The sequence below is a fragment of the Paraburkholderia graminis C4D1M genome, from assembly GCF_000172415.1.
Taxonomy (GTDB): domain Bacteria; phylum Pseudomonadota; class Gammaproteobacteria; order Burkholderiales; family Burkholderiaceae; genus Paraburkholderia; species Paraburkholderia graminis.
In genome coordinates this window covers 80,798-105,597 of record NZ_ABLD01000019.1, presented here as the reverse complement: position 1 = coordinate 105,597, position 24,800 = coordinate 80,798, and the positions used below count along the sequence as shown (strand labels likewise).

17 protein-coding genes and 2 pseudogenes are annotated in these 24,800 nt (G+C 57.1%); 6 read left to right on the top strand and 13 right to left on the bottom strand.

Annotation, left to right across the window (positions count from 1 at the left end):
• Positions 1-1,750 precede the first annotated feature (1,750 nt).
• Positions 1,751-2,200, bottom strand: a complete 450-nt coding sequence (locus BGRAMDRAFT_RS24475) for a MarR family winged helix-turn-helix transcriptional regulator (RefSeq protein WP_006051552.1) — start codon at positions 2,198-2,200, stop codon at positions 1,751-1,753.
• 1,342 nt (positions 2,201-3,542) lie between these two features.
• On the opposite strand from BGRAMDRAFT_RS24475, the pseudogene BGRAMDRAFT_RS24465 reads away from it, so the two are divergent.
• Both BGRAMDRAFT_RS24465 and BGRAMDRAFT_RS36180 read left to right on the top strand, forming a co-directional pair.
• Positions 3,543-4,742: pseudogene (locus BGRAMDRAFT_RS24465) on the top strand (IS3 family transposase).
• Between the two features lie 130 nt (positions 4,743-4,872).
• Positions 4,873-5,218: pseudogene (locus tag BGRAMDRAFT_RS36180) on the top strand (3-keto-5-aminohexanoate cleavage protein).
• 664 nt (positions 5,219-5,882) lie between these two features.
• Here BGRAMDRAFT_RS36180 and BGRAMDRAFT_RS35580 read toward each other — a convergent pair.
• From BGRAMDRAFT_RS35580 to BGRAMDRAFT_RS24450, 3 genes are all read right to left on the bottom strand, one after another.
• Positions 5,883-6,281 (bottom strand): hypothetical protein, encoded by a 399-nt coding sequence (locus BGRAMDRAFT_RS35580; RefSeq protein ID WP_006051548.1) that lies wholly within the window; start codon positions 6,279-6,281, stop codon positions 5,883-5,885.
• A 110-nt stretch (positions 6,282-6,391) separates the two neighbouring features.
• Entirely contained in the window at positions 6,392-7,780 is a 1,389-nt protein-coding gene (locus tag BGRAMDRAFT_RS24455; protein ID WP_006051547.1) for an amidase, read from the bottom strand.
• The gene (locus tag BGRAMDRAFT_RS24450; RefSeq protein WP_006051546.1) at positions 7,777-9,105 is read right to left on the bottom strand and encodes an MFS transporter; all 1,329 of its coding nucleotides are present in this window, start codon (positions 9,103-9,105) and stop codon (positions 7,777-7,779) included. The genes BGRAMDRAFT_RS24455 and BGRAMDRAFT_RS24450 overlap by 4 nt, the downstream gene beginning before the upstream one ends.
• Positions 9,106-9,300: 195 nt before the next feature.
• Between BGRAMDRAFT_RS24450 and gcvA the strand changes: the two genes are divergently transcribed.
• Positions 9,301-10,242 carry a transcriptional regulator GcvA gene (gene gcvA, locus BGRAMDRAFT_RS24445; protein WP_006051545.1) on the top strand — a complete coding sequence of 314 codons (942 nt, stop codon included), beginning with the start codon at positions 9,301-9,303 and terminating at the stop codon, positions 10,240-10,242.
• Between the two features lie 290 nt (positions 10,243-10,532).
• Here the strand turns inward: gcvA and BGRAMDRAFT_RS24440 are convergent, their stop codons facing one another.
• Positions 10,533-11,189, bottom strand: coding sequence for a GNAT family N-acetyltransferase (locus BGRAMDRAFT_RS24440; protein WP_052303216.1), 657 nt, complete (start codon positions 11,187-11,189; stop codon positions 10,533-10,535).
• 334 nt (positions 11,190-11,523) lie between these two features.
• Positions 11,524-12,123, bottom strand: coding sequence for a TetR/AcrR family transcriptional regulator (locus tag BGRAMDRAFT_RS24435; RefSeq protein WP_044021835.1), 600 nt, complete (start codon positions 12,121-12,123; stop codon positions 11,524-11,526).
• Between the two features lie 368 nt (positions 12,124-12,491).
• On the opposite strand from BGRAMDRAFT_RS24435, the gene BGRAMDRAFT_RS24430 reads away from it, so the two are divergent.
• Entirely contained in the window at positions 12,492-13,493 is a 1,002-nt protein-coding gene (locus BGRAMDRAFT_RS24430; protein ID WP_006051542.1) for a LysR family transcriptional regulator, read from the top strand.
• A gap of 217 nt (positions 13,494-13,710) precedes the next feature.
• On the opposite strand, the gene BGRAMDRAFT_RS24425 is transcribed toward BGRAMDRAFT_RS24430, so the two are convergent.
• From BGRAMDRAFT_RS24425 to BGRAMDRAFT_RS24395, 7 genes are all read right to left on the bottom strand, one after another.
• Entirely contained in the window at positions 13,711-15,318 is a 1,608-nt protein-coding gene (locus tag BGRAMDRAFT_RS24425; RefSeq protein ID WP_232292355.1) for an amidase family protein, read from the bottom strand.
• A 263-nt stretch (positions 15,319-15,581) separates the two neighbouring features.
• Positions 15,582-15,983: a response regulator gene (locus BGRAMDRAFT_RS24420; RefSeq protein ID WP_006051540.1), complete on the bottom strand. Its 402-nt coding sequence runs from the start codon at positions 15,981-15,983 to the stop codon at positions 15,582-15,584.
• Positions 15,984-16,421: 438 nt separating this feature from the next.
• On the bottom strand, positions 16,422-17,543 hold the full coding sequence (locus tag BGRAMDRAFT_RS24415) for an alkene reductase (protein WP_006051538.1): 1,122 nt from the start codon (positions 17,541-17,543) through the stop codon (positions 16,422-16,424).
• Between the two features lie 793 nt (positions 17,544-18,336).
• On the bottom strand, positions 18,337-18,918 hold the full coding sequence (locus BGRAMDRAFT_RS24410; RefSeq protein ID WP_006051537.1) for a TetR/AcrR family transcriptional regulator: 582 nt from the start codon (positions 18,916-18,918) through the stop codon (positions 18,337-18,339).
• A 26-nt stretch (positions 18,919-18,944) separates the two neighbouring features.
• Positions 18,945-19,436, bottom strand: coding sequence for a DUF302 domain-containing protein (locus BGRAMDRAFT_RS24405; protein ID WP_006051536.1), 492 nt, complete (start codon positions 19,434-19,436; stop codon positions 18,945-18,947).
• Positions 19,437-19,497: 61 nt separating this feature from the next.
• Positions 19,498-20,964: an amidase family protein gene (locus tag BGRAMDRAFT_RS24400; RefSeq protein ID WP_006051535.1), complete on the bottom strand. Its 1,467-nt coding sequence runs from the start codon at positions 20,962-20,964 to the stop codon at positions 19,498-19,500.
• Positions 20,965-21,559: 595 nt separating this feature from the next.
• A complete protein-coding gene (locus BGRAMDRAFT_RS24395; RefSeq protein WP_157140664.1) occupies positions 21,560-22,849 on the bottom strand; it encodes a hypothetical protein in 1,290 nt (429 codons plus the stop codon).
• 804 nt (positions 22,850-23,653) lie between these two features.
• Here BGRAMDRAFT_RS24395 and BGRAMDRAFT_RS35575 point away from each other — a divergent pair.
• Complete coding sequence (locus BGRAMDRAFT_RS35575; protein WP_322789605.1) at positions 23,654-24,187, top strand: MarR family winged helix-turn-helix transcriptional regulator; 534 nt, start codon at positions 23,654-23,656, stop codon at positions 24,185-24,187.
• Between the two features lie 203 nt (positions 24,188-24,390).
• Positions 24,391-24,798 carry a nuclear transport factor 2 family protein gene (locus tag BGRAMDRAFT_RS24385; protein ID WP_232292354.1) on the top strand — a complete coding sequence of 136 codons (408 nt, stop codon included), beginning with the start codon at positions 24,391-24,393 and terminating at the stop codon, positions 24,796-24,798.
• Positions 24,799-24,800 lie beyond the last annotated feature (2 nt).

Sequence of the window (24,800 nt, the reverse complement as noted above, 5' to 3'; positions counted from 1 at the left end):
AACCCATCGTGACCTCGATCTAAGGATGGGTCTTCGATCACTGTTGAGCTAATGCGGCTTCGGCAGCCGCTCGGCTAATACCAATCGGTCATCGAAACCCGTCGCCGGCCCCGTTCCATGGTCGGCGAGCCAGCTCAGATCTGTTCTTGGAAATGCAGCTTTCCGGGCGTTCTCATCAAGGGATAGCGCCGCATCTGCTGCATATAACGCTCACACCATGCTTGCCCTCTCCGCGCTTAAGCTGCGGACGACATACAGATTGCGCACCAGTGATACGTGTATATGCACGCATTATATCGTTAATTCGCCCACACCGGGGCCAGTTTCCAGCGTGAGACATTCCATTGCGATGCGGGCAAACCATGGTTGGCTACCCGTGAAGAGTTTTGCAACGACTGCAGCCGGTACGCGCAATAAGGGATCGCGCTACGACGGTCGCGTCTGCGCATCAGGTCGCGCGCATGCCTGATAACTGACGCGTTAGGGCATTTCTTGCGTCCCGCCGTTGAACTCTTGGCCCGGCAATACTTTTTGACACAGCCCGATGAAGGCCGGCTCATGATCCACCACATTGCTGGCTAGCAGTCGTATGGCCGCGCATCGCTATCTGTGCGCGCGAGCCTTGCGGTCGGCCTTGGGACGTTGCAACGCAAGCTCTAAGGCATGGCCTAAGCAATCACGCCGCACGGTAATCCGCCGGCTACGGAAGGCGCCGCTGCCCAGCCGCCAGGCCGCTAATGCCCTGCAATTTCGCGTTACTGCAGCGGCCGCACCGTAGCAAACTGGTGCCGTAATGAAGGCGCAGAGCACATGGATCTGTCAATAAGCCCACAAGTCCGCCGGCACTATGTCTTTGATAAGAGGATAGAGCAGGTCACGGAAAATCTCGACAGCGGGCAGCGGACGGTAAGCGATTGTCCGCTCCACTAGCAGGCCTGCGGCGTCGTCAACTAATATCTCAATGCTTTCAAGCAAGTGACCCTGTACGGAACCTCGCCATCTCAGAACCGTCGTGGCTGCGTCAATGCGGTATTCCGATACATACTGTCCGCCAATGCCCCGGGCGAGCGCCGACGCTGCCAGTACGGCCGAGACTATTTCTGCGCCCACTAATGGCCGGGTCAGCACCGGGGAATTGAAGACTACATTTGCGGCAAGTATTGCCCTTATATCGTCTGGGCTGTGTGCCCCGGATTCTCTGAGCGCTCGCAGTGCATGCATTTTTGGTCTCCCCACGGTTTGTCTCAAGGCGCGCCTACTTCAACGCAATCCTCGATCACGCACGCCACGAAGATCACCGCAAGTGTGCTTGCCGTCAATACGTTCTGTTACCTATATGTAAGATGCGAGGAGCCTCTTACGTAACACCCGGACGAAGGGGGACGCGTGGGATTCACGGGACGTCGCAACGTGAGCGGCGCTTTGATTTTATGGTCCGTTGCGGTTGCAATAAAGGCGTCGGCCCGGTCAGAAGTGCGCGGAGAGCGCCTGCGAAAACGGTGATGCAAGGTTCGCCACGCCGTCTTGGCCGCTCCATCGACCCCGGGCAGGCACCGTGCCGGCGCGCAACAGCGGTGCGAGAGATCGTGAATCCCATAACGACGGCCGATGCGGGACCAAGCAACCGCTGATTCGAAAGTCCCTCAGGGAAGGATCGCTTCGATTGCCGAGTCATCTGGATAACCGCTTTCTGCGTCGGTACTACCATCCGGTACGGCCCTCATTGTCGCGGCTCGCGCCGTTGCAACGCTCATTGAGGATGGCATGCGTTTTCCGCAGACAACTCTCGACCCACACTTACAAGCCGTTTCAGAGCAAATCGCAACTCTTTGGCTTCACGTTTACCCACCTTTCGCTCAAAACGTTGGTGCACTTGCTCCCACAACGGCAGGGCGCTAGCCAGGGCCTTCGCACCGGCAGGCGTCACGGTGACCAGCCTTTCACGCCTGTCCTCCCCGATGTCAACTTGCACGAGGCCCTCGCGCTCGAGTGGCCGCAGGTTTCTTCCAAGAGTGGTTCGGTCCATCGCCATCAGGTCGGCCAGCTCGCTTAGCGAAATCTCCCCCACCGCTGACGCTCGCGCGAGCATGGAGAATTGCGTCATACGCAAGCCGCTGGGCCTGAGCACCTCGTCATATGCCTGCGTCAGCGCACGCGTTGCACTGCGCAGAAACGAACAGTTACATTGAAGCAATTCCATCGAACGTCTCCGGGTGGTTGTGGCAACTTGGAACAGTATACGCGCATATGCATCCAGTTCGCACGCGTCCGAAAGGACCGGCACTTACGCAATCTCGCCGCCAGGCGGCGCCCCGTTATCTCCGCAAAAAGGCCGCGAGCGAGTCAATCAGATGACATGCCTTCTTGTCAACAGCATCGTCAATCCCTTCGGGGTTGTACCCAAGGTCGGACAGCACTTGTCGGATATGCTCACCAGGGAAGGCCGGGATTCCGAGGTGTTCGAGTGCATCTCACGAAGATTTCCAAGGCTTGCCCCGGTAAGCGAGCTGTACCCCTCGAGTAGTTGTCGCCCTCCCTTATGACGCCCCAGTATCTGGTCCGTTCCGACGGACCGAAGTCCTTGATATGGCGCAGATCCGCAAACGCAAGCTTGGCATAGGTGAACGGAGCACCCAGCGCCTCGACGCCACAACTCGGGATTAAGGAACCGCATATCGCGAGCAAAATGAGCACGCCGCATCGCGCCAATAGAGAGGCGGACCGCGAGGCTATCGATTACTCCTCATGCGACTGTGATCTTCCTTTTCGTACTCTCCTGAAGGATGGCGAGATCGGCGCCCTCCCCAACCGGGATGGCTCGCGCCCACATCGAACTTTGAGCTGGCCGCGATCTCATAGGCAGGCAACATAGTCGGAATTTATAGCTTGCTGTCTTAAACGACGCGGTTGATGTCATACATCGTCCGAGCGTTGAGGCGTCGCGCCGACGCCTCAACAACTCGGGCTCCTGGCCGAGCAACTTCTACGCGATCAATTAGGTTCCGAACGCCCGCGGTAAGCAGGTGAGCGCCGGGCGTCGCCGCTCCGATAAAGCTCTTGAAGATGCAGCCGCAACGATGAGATCGGAAGCGAAGGCAATTTCCAACTGCCCACCACCGACCGCAATCCCTGGAACGGAAGTGATAACCGAGATCGGCAACTGGTCGATTGGTCCACAGTACGAAAAACACCGACGAAATTTACTTCAGGCTTGAAGCCTCCCCGTCGACTATGAACACCTCCGTCCCGGGCGAAAATCGCCTTGAGTTTCTTCTGACTACCGTTGTCCGTGCGCTTTCGGCCTAGGCGCGCAGCACGAACTCAGCAGCACCTTCCACAGCACGATGTCCACCGGATTACGGGGAGCGAATTGCATGGCAATGACGGCGACGTTACATTTTTCTGAACCCACATCGGGTACGTTCTACCTTGTTGCGTCTGAACATTTTGGAGTAGCCCCTTGATTCACAGGACACGCGGCACCTCTTAAAATAAGAGGGAGTCTTGTGACTAGTTTTAAGCCTAGGCAAATAGTGGAAAGCATTGAAGTTTTGAGCGAACCAGAGCGTCGTCGGCGGCGCTCGGTGCAGGAGAGGGTCTCCATCGTCCACGAGACCATGGAACCGGGCGCAACGGTCTCAGCGGTTGCCCGGCGACACGGGGTGAACCCAAATCAGGTATTTGCGTGGCGCAAGCAATATCAGGACGGGAGCCTGGCAGCGGTGAAAGCTGGGGAAGCCGTGGTACCGGCTTCGCAATTGGCCGCAGCAATGAAGGAAATCAGAGAACTGCAGCGTCTGCTTGGCAAGAAGACGCAAGAGGCAGAGATACTGAAGGAAGCAGTCGAATATGGCCGCTCAAAAAACTGGATTGCGCGCTCGCCCTTACTGCCCGGGGACGACCAATGAAAACGGTCTGCGATGTTCTCGGCGTGGCGCGCTCTGCTTTGGCAGTTAGGGAAAGCCCGCCCTTCGGACTGGAAGGATGGCCGTCGCGCTCGGTATATCGACGACACGGACTTGGTTGCTGCAATCCACGAGCATGTGGCCGTCTTGCCCACATATGGGTACCGCAGAATCTGGGCGCTACTGCGACGTAGCCAGGAAATGGCTGGCGCGCCGTGCGTGAACGTCAAGCGGGTCTATCGTGTCATGCGCGACCACCAGTTGCTGCTGCGACGTCCCGGTCAACGACGTGACACCCGCCGCCATGATGGACGAATTTCGGTTGAGCAAAGCGATGTCCGCTGGTGCTCAGACGGCTTTGAGTTCCGTTGTGACGATGGCTCGCCGTTGCGCGTGACATTTGCACTGGACTGCCATGACCGAGAGGCCATCAGTTGGGCAGCGACGACTGGCGGCCATAGCGGCGACGTCGTGCGTGATGTGATGCTCGCAGCTGTCGAGCAACGCTTCGGCACGGCGCAGGCAAGCTCAACCATTGAATGGCTCTCGGACAACGGTTCTGCCTATATCGACCATCGCACGCGTAGCTTCGCTCGCGAGTTGGGTCTAAAGCCATTGACGACCCCGGTTCGTTCGCCGCAGAGTAATGGCATGGCCGAGCGGTTCGTGAAAACGATGAAGCACGATTACGTCGCCTTCATGGACAAGCCTGATGTGCCCACGGCGCTCGCGCATCTGGCCGCTGCCTTCGAGCAGTATAACGAGCGCCACCCGCACAAAGCTCTGAAATACCGCTCGCCTCGCGAGTTTAGACGGGCTGCGGCCTCATCAACCTAATGGTGTCCGCGTGTCCTGAATTGCAGGGGCAACTACACATTTCATGTCGATCCGTTATCGCCTTCGCTCAACGACGTCCACGTTGATCCGTAGCTAACACCGTTGACAATACGCGTATATACACGCAATATTGCTATCAAAGCAATTCGCGTCACCTAGCAAATATACCCCAGCGCGCTTCCGACTCTTCATGCGCCGCACGGCCGAGCGCCTATTTGACGACGAGCATATCTGTTCGGTACTCGCCGCAGGGCGGCACCAAATGCGTGTCGCGACTCAACCGGCCCTTATGGGCGGAAGCGTCCATGTCGGGCTGGAAGACAGCCTGTATATAGAGAGGACGCTTGGCAAGAAACAATGCAGACCAAGTCCGAGAGATCCGGCGATTTCTCTGCGAATTCTCGCTCGAGGTGGCGACGCCGGAGGAAGCCAGAACGATGCTTTCGCTACAAGGCGCAGGCAACATTAGCTTCTAAGTCCAGGTAGCTCCACAACTATGCTCCGTGGCGAGCACCGAGGTGGATGCTTCTTTGGCTCTCGGAAAGGTCTGCTTCAGATAGCGCAGCGAACGCACACTGCGTGTTGTGACCGTGATGACGTTCTCGGCTGCTATCTCGGAACGGGTGTACGCGGTTCACGCAACATATCGGTAATTCAAAGACGACATCAAATTTATTGGATCGTGACTATGTCGACGATAATCAGAAGGTGCGCGTCAATAGGGCGTTGGACCTTTAGAAGCCGCCCCAGAAATTTCGCCAATCCGCCTGCCAATTCGACCTCAGGTCCGGCGAGTTCGCAAATCCAAAATTTGCATTTCGACGATGCCTGTACCCGCCTCTTTGATGTCTTCTGCGAACGCCGAAGGATTGTCCAGCTTGCTTATCTATTGCGCGCTTGGCCGCTGACGTCGGAGAGCAGCTCGTCAATCAGCGGGCTACTGTCGGCGTTGCATGAACTGCTTCGAGGACACGCGGAGAGCATGGAGACGGATGAGACGGCCCTGCTGGTCCTCGCTATTACGCTAGCCGAGCACAGCGGACTGCCATCGGATGCTTCATCGACAATAGGCATCCGTTAGGCGTCGGCGCAGTTGGTTTCCCAGGCGTGAAACGTTCAGAACTGCCTACATAAAAACGATCACGCCCCCGACCTCTCGTCTTCAGACCACTCCGGGCTGTACCCACCTAGCGTCGGGTGGTACATTTCATCGCCGGCATGCTGAGTAAACTCGACGTTTAGACGGTCCTCGTGAAGCCCGAGGATTTCGATACAGTGCCGACAGAGCGATTTCGCGACTTCGAGCCGCAACTCAGCGGAGCGGCCCCTTCGGATGTCGCACATTAGAACTGCGACAGGTTGTGGGCGACCATCGATCATTCGCCAAACACCACCGTCTCCGCACTCCCTCACCGCGACACTAATGCGGCGGATGTCGACGCTCATCATGCTTGCATACGTTTCGCAAAGAAGCTGCGCAAGCCGGGCCTTCGCCTCTGACGGGTACTGACCGTTTACATCGAGCTGCAAATATGGCATCTGCCTACTTCCTATAAGTTAGGTTGGAGAGAAAGGGAAAACGAAAGCGTGCAGTCGCGAGCATCCCGATCGCCCCGAAGTGCTCGCTTATCTAGAAATTTACTTCATCGTCAAGCGCCCGCAATGATTGATTCGATCGCGTTGGCTACTTTCAGCAGCTGCCAGTCGCCGTCCCTGTGTCCAGCAACCATCAGACCGACCGGAGCTTCGCCTGGGCGGTGCACAGGCAGCGAAATAGAACAGCAGTCGAGAAAATTGAACGGGCCGGTATTCCGTAGCAGTTTCGTCCGGACAGCATCTTCGGCAGCCATACATTCGTCGAACGTCGGAGCGATCATTGAGGTCGTCGGAAGTAACAACGCGTCGAACCCTGACGTAGCGGCGTCGAACTCTCGCATGAGGCGGCGGCGATGTGAAAGCATCGACAGGTAGTCGGCAGCCAGTATCTGTGCTCCACTTCTCACCCGGGCGCTAATGTGGGGATCGTAGTCGGCGCCACGCCGCTCGAGCAATTCCCGATGCCATGCGTATGCTTCTGCTAATTGGATCACGCGATTGCCATTAAGCGCATCGACTTCGCGAAGTGCTTTGAAAGAGACTTGTTCTATCCGCGCCCCAGCTTCGGAGATTCGCGCACAGGCGCGCTCAAACGCGCGCCCAACTTCGATGTCCAAGTCGTCAAGCACTATTTCGCGAGGCACGCCGAAGGTCAATCCGCGGACGCCAACCATATCCAGAGGTACTGCGGCTTCGCCTGAAATGACTGCATGAATCGCGGCGCAATCAGCCACTGATCGGGCAAGCGGTCCAATCGAATCAAGTGTCGGCGACAACGGAACCGCTCCTGACAATGGCACCGTGCGTTGAGTAGGTTTGAAGCCGACAACCCCGCAAAGGGCTGCCGGCACACGAATAGAGCCAACCGTATCAGAGCCGATCGCGGCGGCAACCATGCCGTCAGCCACCGAGACCGCCGCACCGGACGACGAACCTCCCGGGATGCGATCGCGGTCCCACGGGTTTCCTGGCGTCCCAAAATGGGAGTTGAGCCCGACCACCGAGAATGCAAAGGGCGTCATGTTGGTACGGCCAATGAGCACCACCCCCGACGACCGTAGCCGAGATACCACAGGCGCATCGCACGCGGCTACCGGCATATCGTCGAGCGCGAGTGCACCAGCTCTCGTTACTTCCCCTTTAACGTCTAGTAGATCTTTTATAGACACCGGTATGCCGGCGATTGGCGAGGCCCGGTAGCCCGACCGAAGTAGCGTGTCCTGGGCGGCGGCGACGTCTCTTGCTTGCTCGCGCCACACCGTTGTGAAGGTGCGAATTCCCTCGCCCATGGGATCGTCGATCCGGGCAATGCACAGTTCAACTTGCTCCGAGCTGCTTGCCTGCCCGGCTTCCATCGCAGCGGATTGCGCCAATACCGTTGGATATTTACCGTCGTCGTGCGCCCCTCTGGGGGCGCTGATTTTAGATTGATGTTTCGTCATGAGGTTCTCTTGCCGTTGTCCGGAATTTCCGCCCGGAGTGCGTCAGGTGGCACATGAGCGGGCTTACGTTTGACGAATACACCTGGCACCACGGCTAACATCGCGATCATTCCGACGAGCGAGACTAATCCGGCGGCAAAAAACATTGCGTTGTAGCCATTAACCTTGACCAGATATCCGGTGAGCGTAGGAGCCGCGACAGACGAGATGTTCGCAATAAAGTGCGTCATACCGCTAAACGTACCGATGCGGGCGCGCGGGGCGGTATCCAACACGACCACCCAATACACTGCATTTGGCAAGGTGTTCAGTGCGTTCGCGATTGTCATCAGCGCGAGAACACCTGCTGCAGATCCCGCCTTCGGTATCAGCAAAAAGCACACGCCAGCAAGCAACAGGCAGGCGGCCGCGAACTGGCTGCGTGCAATCCGCAAGTCACCCGTTTTTGTCAATATCAAATCCGAGAGTCGGCCGCCGATCAAAACCGCAAGACACGATCCGAGCCATGGGATGACGCCGACGTACGAAAGAGATGAAAGACTATAGTGGAATTGGTTCTGAAGGTACTTTGGCGTCCATGTAAGCAGCAGAAACGTCACGTAAAGGAACGCAAAGTAGCCAATAGCGTTACATACCAATGTGCGACTTGAGAAAAACGAAAGCCAGCCCGGGATTTCTTCGTTCGAGTCCGGGAGGGGCGCTGTCGGCGAGACTGTTGGTCCATCATGCCGAATCTTTTGGAGTTCGGCGGCATTGACCCGGTGACTCTCTTCTGGACTATCCGTGAACACCCACGCAAATACAGCGATCAGGAGAAGACTGCCAGCGCCAAGTATCGCGAATGTCATACGCCAGTTGCCAGTAGCGGTAAGCAGTCCGACAGTGATGGGCGCCGCAAGCATTGCGCCAAACGGTGTACTCGCGAGTGCAAAAGACGAAAGCATTGCACGTTCACTCGGCGCCGCCCATCTCACAATTGTCTTGTTAATGCTTGAGAAGGCGGGGCCCTCACTAAAACCGAAGATGCTCCGCATGACTGCAAATCCGGCAAGAGCGCTGCCTCCGAAGAGGGTCAACCCGAGCTCTCCTGCAATGGCGGTGCCGCCCTCAAATATCGACCAAGCGACTCCTGCAACGATCCAGACCTTCCGGGCGCCCCATCGGTCCAGCAAAACACCACCGATTAGAGCTCCAAACATGTAACCGTATCCGAAAAATCCTAGTATTTCGCCCCACTGTGCGCTGTCGAATCCGAAAGCTCCGATAATGTGTTCTGACGCGAACGACAGCGCACCGCGGTCAACATAGTTCACAGTGGCGATCATGAACAGCAGTCCAACGACCACGAAACGAAAGCGCGTCGGTACTATGGTGCCTCTGCCTCCGGCGTAACTTCTTCCATCGCTTGTTTTCCGCACGAGTTATCCCTTCAGTGTATTGCGCTCCGGGCCCATGATAGGGGGGCTGCGATCACACATCCAACGATAAATATCCGTGCTAAACGTTACTTGAATTCACATATGCCTCGTCCTCATTTACCCTTGTCAGCACTTCGTGCATTCGAAGCGGCGTTTCGCCAACGTGGGTACAGTCGCGCCGCTGACGAACTTGGCTTGAGCCATGGAGCCGTGAGCCATCACATCAAGAGTCTCGAACAATCGTTAGGCGTGAAGTTGTTCCGCCGCGATGGCCATGTCATGGTGCCTACCGAGGCAGGCCAACGGCTGGCGCTACACGTTTCGGAAGGTATGTCGCGCCTTGCGCAAGGTATTGAAGAAGTCAGAGCGCGAAAACTACGCTCAAGGATTGTCACGGTCAGTGTTCTACCTGCCTTTGCTGCCAGGTGGCTCATTCCCCGGCTCGCGAGTTTGCATCAAAGCAATCCGGATATCGAAGTCAATATACGGGCTTCCGCTCTGCTTGCAGACTTCTCGCACGAAGGGGTGGACGTTGGCTTGCGATATGGACCTGGAAAATGGGATGGCCTCACGGCGGAGCTTCTATACACCGAGGACATCTTTCCAGTGTGTAGCCCACAGTTTTTGGAAAAGAACAATCTTAAGGAACCGCGCGACCTGCTGAAGGTGACACTATTGCGGGACCAACGCATACCTTGGTCGGTCTGGTTCCGCCATGTCGGCATGAACGACGATGTGCCGATCGCGGCTGGCTCGACTTATGGCGATGCAGGTTTACTACTGCATGCCGCGGCGGCGGGACACGGCGTGGCGCTCGCTCGCAGTGCCCTGGCAGACAACGACCTTAGCGCAGGGCTGCTCGTACGACCATTTCCCGAGAAGCTCGCCGCTGACTTTGCATACTATCTGGTTTATCCGAGCGACCGTTCTCTAAGAGAACCTGCGGCAGCGTTCCGTCAATGGCTGTTCATGCAACTGGGCCGAGCCCATCGCCGCCAGGATCATCGCGCGAGCTTCCCGTCGAAGGAAGACCGCGGTTTGTAAACACTTCTCGGAGACACAAACGTCCTGTGCACAAGACGGTCGCCGCACCCATGTGCATCGGCGCCGTCCCATCAGTCTTAAGCTTTTCGTTGAATCGGCAGACGGGGGCGCTTATAGAACAGATTCTTGCTGTGTCATCTTCTAGCGCCAACCGATTCTATTTTTTACAGCCGCGGTAGGAGGTCGGCCGCCGCAGCGATGTGCGTTTAGCCGCAAAAAAAACAGCCCTTCAGCGCCCTATCTCCGGGCTTTATCAATCACTATCAGAAGCCAACCGTCACTTTAGCTGCTCACGCTTTCTCTGACAGGCTTACAGCAACAATGGGCGTGACGCATCGCTCCGCAAATCCGAGTCGGCTATAGAGTGACACAGCTCGGCGATTGTCCTGGCGGACGTGCAGGAAAGCTGTATCCCCGCGCGCCACTATTCCTGCAGTGATCGCAGTTGTTACCATTTCCGCGAAACCTTTCCCCGAGTGCGCCGGATCCGTACACACGCTCGCTACCTCGACGTATCCCGGAAATGCGAGCCTTTCACCGGCCATAGACGCCAGTTTCCCACCCGATTTAATCCCAACATAGCGTCCCATGTCTATCGTACGACGTTCCATCGGCCCCGGCTTTGCGGCGCTGACCAACTGCAGCATCGCGCGCGTATCCATCTCCGTGAGTGTCAGCACGTCGGCCGTGTCGCAACTGCCGCGAAAGGTGTCAACCGTGCATGTCATTTGCACAAACGGGAAATACCAGTGAATCGTCCATCCATCAGGGAGCAGTTCCGGCGCAACCCCAACCAGACCGACGACTCCGTTAGCGGCAAGTCTGCCAAGCGCAAGCCATCCCCGCTCATTGGCAACATCAGCAAGTGCGGCGATTGGCGATACGTCAGCCAGGTAGCGCCGCGCGCACTCATGGCCCACCGAAATCGACCGGTGGTTGGTGGTCATAGCATGCCAGGCCGGATTATCCAGCACATGAGCCAAAATTAAGTCTCCCTTCAAACAGGCATACTGCGCCCCGCTTCATCGCTTCCAAAAAGCGCTGCCGTCGGCCAGTTGCCCTTTCCGTGGTCCCGAGCTTGCATGGACACGGGCCGCGGAGACAGCCTAGTGATGACAAGCGCGCCTCCTCAGCAGTGGCGGCGACGAAGGCTAGCGGTTAGCTCCCTCGACTACGGCGACCTTTGGCACTAATCCACTGCTCGTTTAAGTAAGGCACTAGCCGCGTTGCCGTCGATGAGTTGAACGTTTGCATAAACTGTTCAACTTCGCTTCAACTTTGTCAGGCTCCTTGCAGCTCCGGGCGTCGCAGACACGCATCCAGCGTTCGTCTGACCATGCGGATAACATGCTCAGAGTCCCGCTGGATCGCAGCACGGCTGCGGCCACACGACACCAATACTTGCCACATCATATGCAGCTCTATGCCAAGATTAATCCCGTCACTGGGAGCGATCGATCCTCCGATCTGCTCAAAACGAGCGAGATGTAAGTCACGCTGTCGGCATAGCGCCTGATGCAATTCTTCGAATCGTCCCGCCGCTTCCGTCGACAGCTTCAATATTGGGTCGCCAAGAATCGCATCATTAAGCACGAGTTCCCGTTGTTGCAGGAAGTAATTCATCACTAAGCGTTCGGGTCGTTGATCGGAGCGCAGAAGCAGGGCGGTCATCTCCCTATTGCGTTGCTCGCATAGCGTTCGTGCATAGGTCATCCAGACATCGTTCTTCGTCCCAATTGCCCGATAGATTGACATTTTGTAGGTACCAGCCTCCCTTGCAATTTCATCCATCGTGGCGCCGTGCAGGCCGGCTCGATAAAGGAAGGGACCTATCCTTTCAATCATTGATTCCCGCTCTTCGGCTGCGTCACGACTCTGCATACTGGCGTTTCCTCGGCTACATCTCTGCTTTTCAACTGAAGTCGCGTGGGGCGCATGGATCCGCGAACTGGCAGTGGCCACCATCGGCATGGGGGACGGATTCCCTCGGTTCGATTTGCCGCATCAACGGTGGAATAGTCGGCGCCTGCCTTCGTGGGATACACCGTGTGCACGATGGTACGGTGCAGCCGACGCCAAATCCCAGATCCGTATCGGCTCGACAATGCTGCTATAATACGTGCATATACACTTTCCTGTAAACCGTATGGGGCGGTGATACCTGCCCGCGTCGGCGGGTTCGGCATACGCCGTTAGATCCTCTGACGAGTTTTTCCACAGACATCCAAGAGCACTCTTTCGGCGCAGTTATGTTCAACCGTTTTCAGGCGATGGTTGTTTTTACCAGGATCGTGGAGACCAATAGTTTTTCGCGGGCCGCGGTCTCTTTGAATCTTCCTCGCGCATCAGCCTCGAACATCATCAAGAGCCTCGAGGCTCATCTCAGGGTTCGGCTCCTGTACCGCACGACGCGCCGCATTAATTTGACCGCAGAGGGCGCGCAATACTATGAGCGTTGTGTTCAGATCCTTTCTGACCTGGAGGAAACGGAATACGCGCTAACCAGTGGCGCGAGCGGGATTCACGGCACCCTGAGAATCAACCTGCCACCGGCCATTGGCAGAACCGTCATCGTGCCGCGGATCCATGAATTTTGCAGCATGTATCCCCAAGTGGACCTTAGAATCGGCTTCAGCGACAGACGTGTCGACCTCGTTCAAGAAGGCATAGACTGCGCAATCCGTGTAGGGCTGTTGGAGGACTCCAGTCTGATAGCCAGACAGTTCGGACACGTGGAAATGTTAACCTCGGCTAGCCCGCGGTACATACAACGGCATGGCTGTCCTCTCGAAATCGACGATCTTCCACGGCACTTTGCCGTTCACCTGCTTTCCGGATCCGGAAGAAACCTTGACTTCAACTTCGTTCGCAATGGCCATGCTGCTGAAATCCGCATACCAGGAACCGTTGCGGTCAGCGACGTTGATGCGTACATTAGATGCGGCCTTGACGGAATGGGGCTGATCCAGGTCCCCGCTTTCATGGTAAGAGAGCACTTGCGAAGTGGCGAACTGCTGGAGGTGATCTGCCATCACCGACCGCAACCAATCCCGGTTTCAGCGATATATCCAGCAAACCGGCACTTGTCATCAAAAGTGCGCGCGTTTGTCGAGTGGGCGGGGAGTCTTTTTGAAAACTACTTGAAACCACAGGCCAACGCAGTCCACCGGAGACGCACCGCCACTTCACATCTCGCAGGTATGCCAACTCCGTACAGCGCCGATGCGGACACCAGAACCCCCGTCACCTGAAAGGCTTGCTAGCCTTTGCCGCTGATCAAACGCTTACCGTCGCAACGCGGGACGATGGCAGTTGACGCTGCTTCGGACTGGACATCGCCGCAAGGGAGCAAGTCCGATTCCGGCTCGTGTATTCATCCCAACACCAAGCAGCGTCACATCATCTTCCCAAGAGCCGCAACGCTATGTGCATTCAGCGCGGTATCTGCGGCCGCCCGCCATGCAAAGATCAGGCCGAAACCGACGGTGGCCGCACAAAGCCAATGACCTGTTCGACACGTCGCGCAAGAGTTAATAGTGCTTTGTCGCTTCCACTGCTTGCGTCCAACTCGAACCCGAGCGGTAGGCCGTTCTCCGTCAGTCCCATAGGAATCGATATCCCCGGCAGTCCAGCAAAGCTAGCCGGATAGGTGTTCCTCGACAGAAAGACGTCGTTTACCGTCCGACCCGCAACCGTATATTGCCACTGCTCTGCAATGGTCGGAGCGGCGCACAGGGTTGTTGGAAACACAATCGCATCTGCGCGAGAAAAAACCTGACTGTCAAAGCGGCGTCGGACTTCTGGCCGGCGCCGGAAAAGAGCGTCTTTGTAGGCGACGTCCTCCGTGTAGCCGGCTCCCGTGGTCAGGACAAATCGTTGCCACCGAGTTTTGATATGCGACTCTAGCCCATCGTAAATCTCTTCGAACGTAAGGGGGATTTTCTGGTCTCGCAGGAAGGCCGTTACATCGGGCTGGGTATCATGAAAGAACAGCGCCCAGTTAGCCTCCTCGACCATAGGGCCGAAATCTGTGCCAAGATCGACTTCGAGGACACTGGCTCCCGCATCTTTCAGTTTAGAAATCGTGTCGTTGAAGACCTTTTCTACTTCCGCGTCGGCGCCGTCGAGATAATAGTGACGTGCGACCGCGAGTCTCGTGCCCTTTAAGCTTGCTTGAAGCCGTTGTGGGGACGAGTAATTCCCCGTCGCGATCGAGTCTAGCAGATCGCAATCCGACACCCGCCTTGCTATCGGACCGGTCGTATCCAATGTGTTTGAGATCGGCGCGACTCCACTTCCTGACCATCGGCCGGGTGTCGGCTTGAAACCAACGACGCCGCATAGCGCTGCAGGAACGCGAATTGACCCGACCGTGTCCCCACCCAGAGCTGCCGGGACCAGTCTCGCGGCCACGCTAGCTGCACCGCCGCACGACGACCCTCCGGTAATGTGAAGCACGTTGTACGGGTTTTTCGCCTGCCCGTAATGACCGTTGAGACCGGTGAGACCATACGACATTTCGACCAGGTTGTTCTTCCCGAGCACAACGCAACCTGCATCTTTCATAGCAGTCACGACCTTTGCGTCCGTCGCAGGCTTGAAGTCACGCGCCACGGCTGTCCCGAAGCTGGTGGGCAGGTCCATGGTCAGGTAGCTATCCTTGACGCCAATAGGCAGCCCTGGAAGTGCTCTTCTCTTCCCCGCGAGACGCGCCTTGTCGGCTGCTCGGGCTGCCGACAGTGCCTTGTCATCGTCGACGGTGATGAACGCATTAAGGGATGCGAATTTATGCGTACGTTCGAGCAAGACCTCCGTGTACCGCTCCGAGGTTAGCCGGTTGGTGTTGATAGCGCGCGCCGCCTCGAACAAGCTAGCTTCGTGCACTTGCGATACGTCTACCGACGACCCTGCCGGCTCGATCGCTGCGGCAGCGTACGACATACTGGGCCCGACCGCTGTGCTGAGCAAAACTGCCGATGTATCTCTTACGAAGCGACGTCGAGCAGGCGAATCGATCGTGCCAGGCTCATTCGGTTCGTCGTGAGTTGGTAGTGGGTTGGTCCGGGTCATTTTCATGTGATGGCGCCTGAGTTGACAATTGAATGCGGCGGGCTATTGCAAGTCGTTCGGCTTTCCGCGATCCGAGTGTGACACCGTCAAGATTTGATGTCAACGGAGGATCCGAATCGGAGCGGGTCAGCCCGACGGTCTGGTTTCCAATTGAATATGCAACCGCTGATGTAGCATTGCGTGCGTGAGGCATGGCGCGGCTCATGCGCCGCGGACAAAGGACTATTGTCGGTTAGGCCTGCGCTACATAGATGCCGTCGTTCGTCACATCAATATCTGAGGCCCGCCACACGGGCGGCTTTTCGACGACCATTGACGTCACGTTCAGCAACGATTCGGTCTATCTCTGATATCAACGTGGAGGCAGCAACGGGTTTGTGAAGGATCGCGTCACAGTACAGAAATGCAGGTGGACTTGGGTCATCCGAAACAAGGATGAAAACAACTTCGGCAAGCCGCCTGTCGTTGCGCAGGGAATAGCACAAGTCACATCCCGACATGTCCGGCATCTTGCGGTCCGCCACTACGACGTCGACCTCATTGGCCCGCAGAATGCCCAACGCGGCTTTGCCATTAGCAGCAGAGAATGTTGCATAGCCGCTCATCTCGCACATGGCCTGCCATGACGCGGCCACTCCATTTTCATCTTCCACCATCAGCACTGAAAGCACGACAGCCTCCTTAACATACGGTCTGGGAGCGAGATATCAGCTATCGCTGTTCGTAGGCGATATGGAACGCGCGGAACGCAAATTCGCTGAATCTCATTGCAGCAGTTAATCGTCTTGCGATCCTGCCGCTGGCTGAACACAGCACTGCTGCAGGCAGACATGACTCTTCTCTCTTCCGACCTTCAAAGGCATCTGGCGATGCTTCCAGTTCAGCACATCGCCTGAGGCATCGCCTCTTTGCAATCTCATGGCGGTTCAACCTGCTAAATCTGCACGATCTCCGTCATCGACAGAGGGATTCGCCGTCGCCGCGGTCGACCGACAGGGACATCGAAATAAAGATGAATAGGGCAAACGCAAAGTCAGGCCAGGCAAAGAACGCATATTCCATCGCTATTCGGTGCGTAGTCAGACAGCGCCTTTGTTTCTACCGGACGATCAGACCACGCCTTCGCCCTGAGACAGAAAGGGGTAATCCGTATAGCCTCCAGCGTGACCGCCATAGAAAGTGGCCCTGTTATAGCGATTCAGGCGTGCATCGCATTTGAGTCGCAATGGCAGATCTGGATTCGCAATAAATAACCGACCGAACGCTATCGCGTCGGCATGGCCGCTCTCGATCGCAGCCAACGCCCCATCACGCGTATAGTTGCCAGCGGCGATAAGCACCCGAGGCCAAACGGGGCGGAAAAGCTGAGACGCCGAAGGAACGTCCTTGTGATCGACCTCCGCCTGACCCGCCCCGCTTGCTCTCGGCTCGACCAGATGCAAATATGCCAAATTGAGGCTTGCGAGCCGTCGAATGAGATACGTATATAAAGAGACCGGATCAGTTCCGCCACTATCGTTCGCGGTTCCGAACGGGGACAGTCGAATACCGACTCTATCTTCACCCCACACCTCGGTCACTGCTTCGGCTACCTCAATCGCAAAGCGGCACCTATTTTCTACTGACCCGCCATATGCATCTGTGCGTTGGTTAGTCCTGTCATGAAGGAATTGTTCAATGAGATAACCATTCGCCGCATGGATTTCAATCCCATCAAAGCCAGCTGCCATTGCGTTTCGGGCAGCGTTGACGAAGTCCTGAACTACAGCAGCGACTTCTTTCGTCGATAGAGCACGAGGCTCCTCGTATGCCACACATTGGAAGTCAGCCGACATTCCATAGCCGCTCGCTGCGATCCCAGAGGGCGCGACTGGACGAGCGTCACGTGGCTGATGCGAGCGATGCGAAATTCGTCCGACGTGCCACAGTTGTAAAAAGATACGGCCGCCTTTCTGGTGTACGGCATCCGTCACTTTTTGCCACCCAGCGACTTGCTCAGAAGTGTAAATTCCAGGTGTCGCCGGCAGTCCGTGCGCAGTCTCTGAAACAGGCGATCCCTCCGAAACTATCAATCCTCCAGCCGATGCCCGCTGTCCATAGTACTCGGCGTTCAGTTGATGCGGGGTGCGTCCCGGGTCCTTCGCACGCATTCGCGTCAGCGGTGCCATGACGACCCTATGCTCGAGCTGAATGTTGCCGACCCTGAGAGGAGAAAAGAGCTGTTCTGGCATCTTAGGACTCCGTTGATTCTTGACCGAATGCGACGTGCTGAGAACTTTCACACATATACCGAAAGCGTGATACGAGTATATACGCGCATTATCCCGATCACAAGTCGATCTTCGACACGTGTCGCGACTTATCGTCGGCTCGCCGCGCCATGGAGAGCAAGGACTTGTGATAGCTCATAAAAATTAGGCTAGCGGATCGTCGGTTAGCGACTTTGGAAGGCGGCCTGTCGCGCTGCCGTCAGTCCTTCGAACCGTCGGACTCCTTGCAAGTTTGTCTGCGCTGTAGCTAGCCGGAAGACGCGAAGCGACAGCATCGAGGATCAGCGATGACAAGTTGTCCGCTTTGCGCATGGGCGATGCTGTGGAAGTTGGTTTGCCACGGCGCAATCACTGCGGTCAGAGTTATCCCTGGAGACAACGGGATGTACGCGCACCTAGTCTGCGGCTCACGCTTTCCGTCGGTCGAAACTTGGCGTGGACCGAATATCGGGAAGCGCGTAGCCAGTTGGAAGGATCTCCTTCCAGAAAGGACTGCCATGCATTAGATAGGAGGCGAAGAATTGCACGCAGCGAAGTACGCCGCCAACATCGCGCATGACCACCTGCATTGCTCCGAGGAAACCTTGAACGAGTGGACAGGAACCTCCGCGCTAGGCGCCTGCGCTGTTCATTGCGCGGAGGAGCAGAAACTGGATCGAGCTGCACGCTCCCAGCCGGCGACTGCGAGTACGTCCTTAAGCACCGAAACTTTGAAGTGGATCGGTCCGGAGCATCGGCATGCATCTCAAGGCCCTCAGTCGCACGGTTCTCCAGCAAGAAGGAGCGCTGCTTCGACCCCCGCTTCCAGGATTTGCTCGGCCCTTGCGATGCTCGGAACCGCCCGTGCCAATTGAAGGGTTCCAACCATTAGACCAAAGATGGCTGTCGCCCGACGATCGGCACGACTGGAATCAGTCTCGGGAAGCAATGCAGCCAATGTTGACACGAAGGAATTGAGCCCGTGCTCATAAGCCGTCCGGGTTGGCTCAGACTGCCGTGCGATTTCAGGGAGCAAAGCCGCCGACGGGCATCCGCATGAAGGGTCTGCCCGATGAGCCTGATTGAGATAGCTTCGGATTACTTCCTCGAGGCCAGCGCCCATTTCAACATTCTCTTCGAGGCTCTGCTGCCGTTCCGCGAGGGCACTACTTACCGCCTCTCGGACAAGCGCGTCCTTAGAGTCAAAGTGCGCATAGAAAGCGCCGTTGGTCAGGCCTGCCGCTCCCATGATCCCGCTGATGCCGGCGCCGGAAACCCCTTCGCTACGAAAGCATTTCGAGGCAGCCTCGAGAATATGCCGTCGAGTCGCGGCTTTGTGACCTTTTTCAAAACGCATCTTCTCTTCCTTGGTGCGCGCAGCCGTCAGCTTGCAGCCGCCTCCAACAAGGTTTGGAGGTCGCGATCGAGCTGACGAGCCACGATATTGACTTCTTCGCTGCCGAACTGGCCGAAAACCGAGGCCGGACGATCGTATTCAAACGTAGCACCGCGATCACCGCTGTCGTGTAGCAACACGCGAATGGGCGCATACAGCCCAGCAGATAATTGATGACGAGTCATCTTCGATGCGGTAAGCGGATTGCCAATATCGTACTGTATCGACCGGTGGCGCAGACCAGCAATAGCCAGCAATGCTCCGTGGTCACGCTGCCCGAAAATTGTTAGCGGAGGAGATGCTAGCAGTTCTTGCAGTGCGCGCGTGCTTTCACCGTACCTCAGGAGAGTAAAGATGCCGTCATCGATTTGGGGCGCCAAGCTCTCGAGCTTGCCTCGCACGTCATCGAAGGCATTCGTCGATCTGATGGTGACATGCTCGATTGAAATTGTATGGGTGGAACACTTTGCATTGCCCATCTGTTGATCCTCGGTTCACTGGTGTGAGGGTAGCCCCTTTGTTCGGAAAGGGGCGGCGGCATCAAAGCGTCGGCGGCATAGTGCCCAAGATGCGCTCGATATGGCGACTAAGGCTCAAAAGCGCCCGGTCGCTGCCTAACGGCGCGTCGAGCTCAAGACCAATCGGAAGACCGGCGCGAGAGAGGCCCGCCGGTAGGCTGATACCTGGAAGACCAACGCTGCTAGCCAACAAAGTGTGGTTCGCCAAAGCGAGCGTGCTCACTTCCTGGCCGGCGATGCGAAGCCCCTCTTGCTCTCCGATCAAAGGCGCCGTGCAGGGTGTGGTCGGCTGTAGAATGGCAATGGCCCCCTTACTTACGAACGCCTGTTTCAGCCTGCGCTGGATTTCGGGACGACTCACACTGAGTGCAACCTTGTAGTCCTGCACGGATGTAGCACCGGGACCGCTGGGCAACACCATGTACTCCCACGCTTGGCGAAGCTGCGGCTTCAGGCCCTCGTAGATCTCGGCGAAAGTGGTCGGGATACCATGCAAACGCAGGAAGTCCGAAATGGCGCCTTGCGTCTCGTGGGCGAAAATTCCCCACGTAGCTGTCTGGATGAGTGAGTTGAAATCTTCCCCGAGATCGATCTCGAACACCTCCGCGCCGGCGTCCTTCAACTGGCGTACCACCTCGCGGAATCGCTCCCCGACTTCCGGGTCCACCAACTCCAAAAACTGTCGGGGCGCGAACGCCAGCCGAGCTCCGACGAGGTTGGAGTTCCGCTCGACGGACTCGGCAGTCTGATCGCCGGTCACGACTTGGTCCAACAGTATGCAATCCTCAACGCTACGTGCGAATACACCCGTGGTATCGAGAGTGTGGGAAATCGGTGCGACGCCGTTACGAGGCCAGCGTCCCGTAGTCGGCTTAAACCCGACGACGCCGCACAGCGATGCTGGCACACGAATGGATCCGACTGTATCGCCTCCCAAGGAGGCGGGCACTATCCCGGCGGCCACGGAGGCTGCCGAACCGCTTGACGACCCACCCGTAACACGCTCCAAGGCACGCGGGTTCTTGACTTGGCCGAAGCGCTCGTTATGCCCGGTCAGCCCATAGGACATCTCTACCAGGTTGTTCTTGCCGAAGACGAGAGCTCCTGCATCCTTAACGGCGCGGACTGCATCGGCATCCTCAGTGGGGACGAAATGCGCCAGGCGTTCAAGGCCGATGCTTGTGGCAAGCCCCGCCGTCAGATAGCTGTCCTTGATCCCAACGGGGACGCCCAGTAGGGGAGCCTCCACTCCTGCGGCACGCGCCTTGTCCGCGTCTTTCGCAGCCTGGAGCAAGGCGTCTTCGTCAATGGCGATGAAAGCATTCAGGTCAGCATGCGCTCGAGCCTGGTATAGCAACGCGCTGGCGTACGACTCTGAGGTCATATCACCACTGCGTATCGCATCCGCAGCTGCAGCGAGCCCGAGTGAGGCCAACTCCAGCACGTGTGATCCGGAAGTTTCAGTTGAAGCGGCGATCTTATCGTTCATATGTCCTCACATAAATAAGGTGACGCAGTGGTACGACCTCAACAAGAAGTTCGTCACCACCTTAGTCATTACGATCATAATATAGCATTACGCTCGTAATGCAATCGCTTTTTCGCCGACTGTCGCTAAGCGCGGCAAGTCGTCGACAACATCAACTTGCGGATATGGACTGTCAGGGCTGCATCAAAAGGTTTACCTGGTGATGTGCGATGACGATATCCATTGGAAACATTTGTCAGCAGCCGGGTCGGGAACAAAGCAAGCTCAGAATTGGATTCACGCGACAGAAAACCCGGTCGGCCAGCACCAGTGCTTGCAGGAAGAATGAAAAGATTGCCCCTCGCCGTTAGGACGATAGGTTTTCGAAGCTGCTGGATTTCAGAAGATGATGTGGGCAACCTTCAGCGGATTTCAGACTGATGCGCCGTCGCCACATGCTGGAGCAGACTTGCAACCGGATTGCTTCAAGCAGGACTTTGGGACCAGCAGCCAGGCATCGGCTCGAGCGCCACCTTGTGGACTTGTCCTTTTAAGTGCTCGCGGCGGCAATTCGTTTCCCGCCCGCACAGACTGTGACGCGTGATGCCCCGACCCATCAATGATATGTGCCCGGAGTCGCTGCGGTCTCAATTCGGATGTCGACGTTATTTGAACGTAGCAGTGCGGTTTTTGCCGCAGCGAAGTTGGTTCCGTGCGACCGTTGTTGTCCTTCGGGATAGAAATCGTGAGGCCGATCTGCCATGAATAGCCGGAGTGCGAGAATAGCGAGAAAGTATCCACTAATGGTCGTGGCCGCGTCGGCGTACTCCCGCAAAGCGACGGTGGCGAAACGCGATGCCATTTCATTCTTCACGCCTTGGCTCAACACTGGCTCCGTCAGCGTGCCGCTCGCGATCCAGGAACACAGCAAACTTGTGCTGCCTAAAGGGTCATTAACAGCGAGGTCAAACGAGCGCATGAGCGCGCGGACAAAGTCCTTATCGACACTGAGTTCGAGTTCGGTTAACGCCGCTTTAACTCGGGGCAGGATGCTGGAGGATACTTCGGAGTAGCTTATCGCAAAGCTGGCGAGGCCCAAAACGGCATCGAAGGTAGTCAGACGGTCGGTCGAATTCTCCAGCCGTGCGAAGTACACATCCACGGCTGCCAGCCCCATCCACGTCGCGGCTAAAGCACTCTGGATCGCCGGCACCAGCATCCGCTCCCGGGACAGAAACAGTGACGGCGTCCACGTCTTGAGCCGTGGGAGCGTCGCCAGTTCGCGAAGCCAGGGCGCACCCGTCGCCGTGCTCGAGAGTGACATCAGCAGTCTCAACGACGATACGACATTGTGGTAGTCGTTAAGGGCTGTCGTATGGCGCGCTGACCTCAACTTAACCTGTCGTTGAATGGAATTACGGGTTTCGTCGACAGCAGCCGCCATGGCGGCAATCCATTTGTAGGCACTGGCAGCAAGCAAATGCCTCCACCGGAACAGATCCGAGAAGTCCCTCCGGGTAAACGTCTGCGGCGAGCCCAGAGCGCGAACCATCAGGTTCTTGGGAGCCGATAGATAGCCCTGCTCCGCTAAGAACTCAGCGAGTCCCTGTCTGACCTTTCGAGGACAGTCCTCAAGGATGGTGACCGACAAACAGCCCGTGGCGGCATCGATAAGCGGGACGCTGTTCACTCCGTGCCGGCCGGCAATCAGTCCCGGCCCGTTTCGCGAGAAGACCAACCCTCGATCACCGGCTCGGTGCGTGAAGTCGGCGTCGCCAATAAGCAGGCCCCACAACCGGGGATTTTCTTCCAAGCCTGAAGCAATCGCCACCCGCTCAGTCATGACATGCTGTGCCTCCTCGAGCACAGCACTAAGGCTCTGGCTCACCATATTTTTCGATTCCAATCGCGGTTCGGTGCAAACAGGATGATCGTAGCGTGTCGGGGCCACAGGTACCACCCTAGCTACGAGTGAATAGGTCGATCGTGCTGTGCGGCGGGGCGCGCGCATGCCGTCTTGGTTACGGCTCGCAGTGGTCGCGCCACCCCTGTCTCAGTGTGAGCTGCCGCTTAAAGCGCCGCCATACTGCGTTGGTTCGACAGTAGCGACTGGCGCCACACAACGCCGGGTCGAGCCGAAGTTCACCTGCTAGATATTGGGCGCATATACACGTTGTGTCAACCGCATCTTCCTTTTCACAAACGACCTCGCCTTCTTAAAAGAAGTGCGATACATCGGACCTTCTCCGAGATGACCCAACGCACGGTCATAGCGTGGCAGATTCGCGTTCACCCCCGATCCTGGCGGCTGAACCGAGTCCGGAAACACCTGTGGTCGTCTCGTGCCTGGACACAATAGTTATTCCAGCCTCCATCGCGCCGGGGAAGGTTGCTAACTTCTCAGTATCAGGCCGCGCGTTGCCAAACGCAGCACCGAGCTTATCGCGACCGCGACTGTTCTGCGGAAAAGAGAATTCATAAAGTTTGCATCAACGGCTTGGGGCGCCTGCCTACAGACCGCGAAACACACAGTGATATGCGCCGCCCCACAGCCGGTCACTAGACCCTAAGTTACCAGGTCGTTGTCGGTCCTCGGTCTGAGCAAGTCCGCCATCGTCGACTTCGACGACATAGCGTTGAGTCAGTGGAACTAGCCTACCAGCGACGGCTGCGGTCAATTATGTGAATCCCTGCGTCAGTTGTGAACAAGATGTCGCACCGGTGCAATAGCGACAGTTTGACAATAGTCTTATATGCCCATAATATGGCTGCTCTCACGTTTAACTTCGAGCCAACCATGGCGGAACCTGCGTCGGCAATTAATCCGGGCGTTTGTAACAACACTGCTTTACGCAAAGCTGCGCGGCGTGTAACGCGCTTCTACGACGCCTGCATGGCTGAGACCGGTCTGCGCGCGACGCAGTACACGATCTTAAGTCTGCTTGCGTCCCGAGGGCCTACGACAATGGCCGTCCTCGCCGACTTGTTATCGATGGATCGCGCTACCATGGGGCATAACCTACGGCCACTGGAGCGCGACGGCTTGATCACGATACGTGTCGGTCGCGAAGACAGACGTGAGCGGGAGGTGGCACTGTCCCATGCTGGCAGGAGCACGGAAGCAAAAAGCAAGCCGTCATGGCAGAAGGCGCAAGCTTGTTTCGAACAGGAATTTGGCAGGGACGACGCCTTGGCAATGCGCCGGCTAATGGCACGTATCGCGGAACTGGACTTGTCTAGTTAGAGCCCTCGCCTGTAGCGAACTATCAGACATCATGTGGTGAGAGTATCCCGTGCTCTCATCGAAAAACATGAACATACGGGCATATGAGGCTTGTTACAATGATCAGTGGACCTTCAACCGCACGCCGCAGCATCGCCAGTGCTGTTTGCTTCTCGTTACTTCTCGCCATGACTCCGGCCCGCGCGGGCGCAGGTGCAGGTGCAGTGAGCCCGCGTGACATGCAGGAGATTCGAGATCTCTTTTCAAGCCAAACCAAAGCCGAAACCGACCACGATCTCGCCGCGCTGAATGAAATGTTCGCATCTGGTTATCCGGGGCAGCCGGACCCGGTCTCTTTTGTGGCCCGCGCGTATCGTTTCTGGGGTAAGGATGCCGTCATTGCACATTTCCAAAAAGCCTTCGCGGGAACGTGGAGCGTAGAACCGGATGAGACCGCGGTTCGCCTGATCCCGCTCAACGACGAGACAGTGCAGATCTATGCACCCACCCGGGTGACCATCGGCGCGCCTGGCAAGGCCGCCGCGACGTCGGTCTTCCTGATCAACGAGTTCGCGGTTCGCACGCCATCAGGTTGGAAGATTGCCGCCGTGATTCCAGTGCCGGCACAATAAGA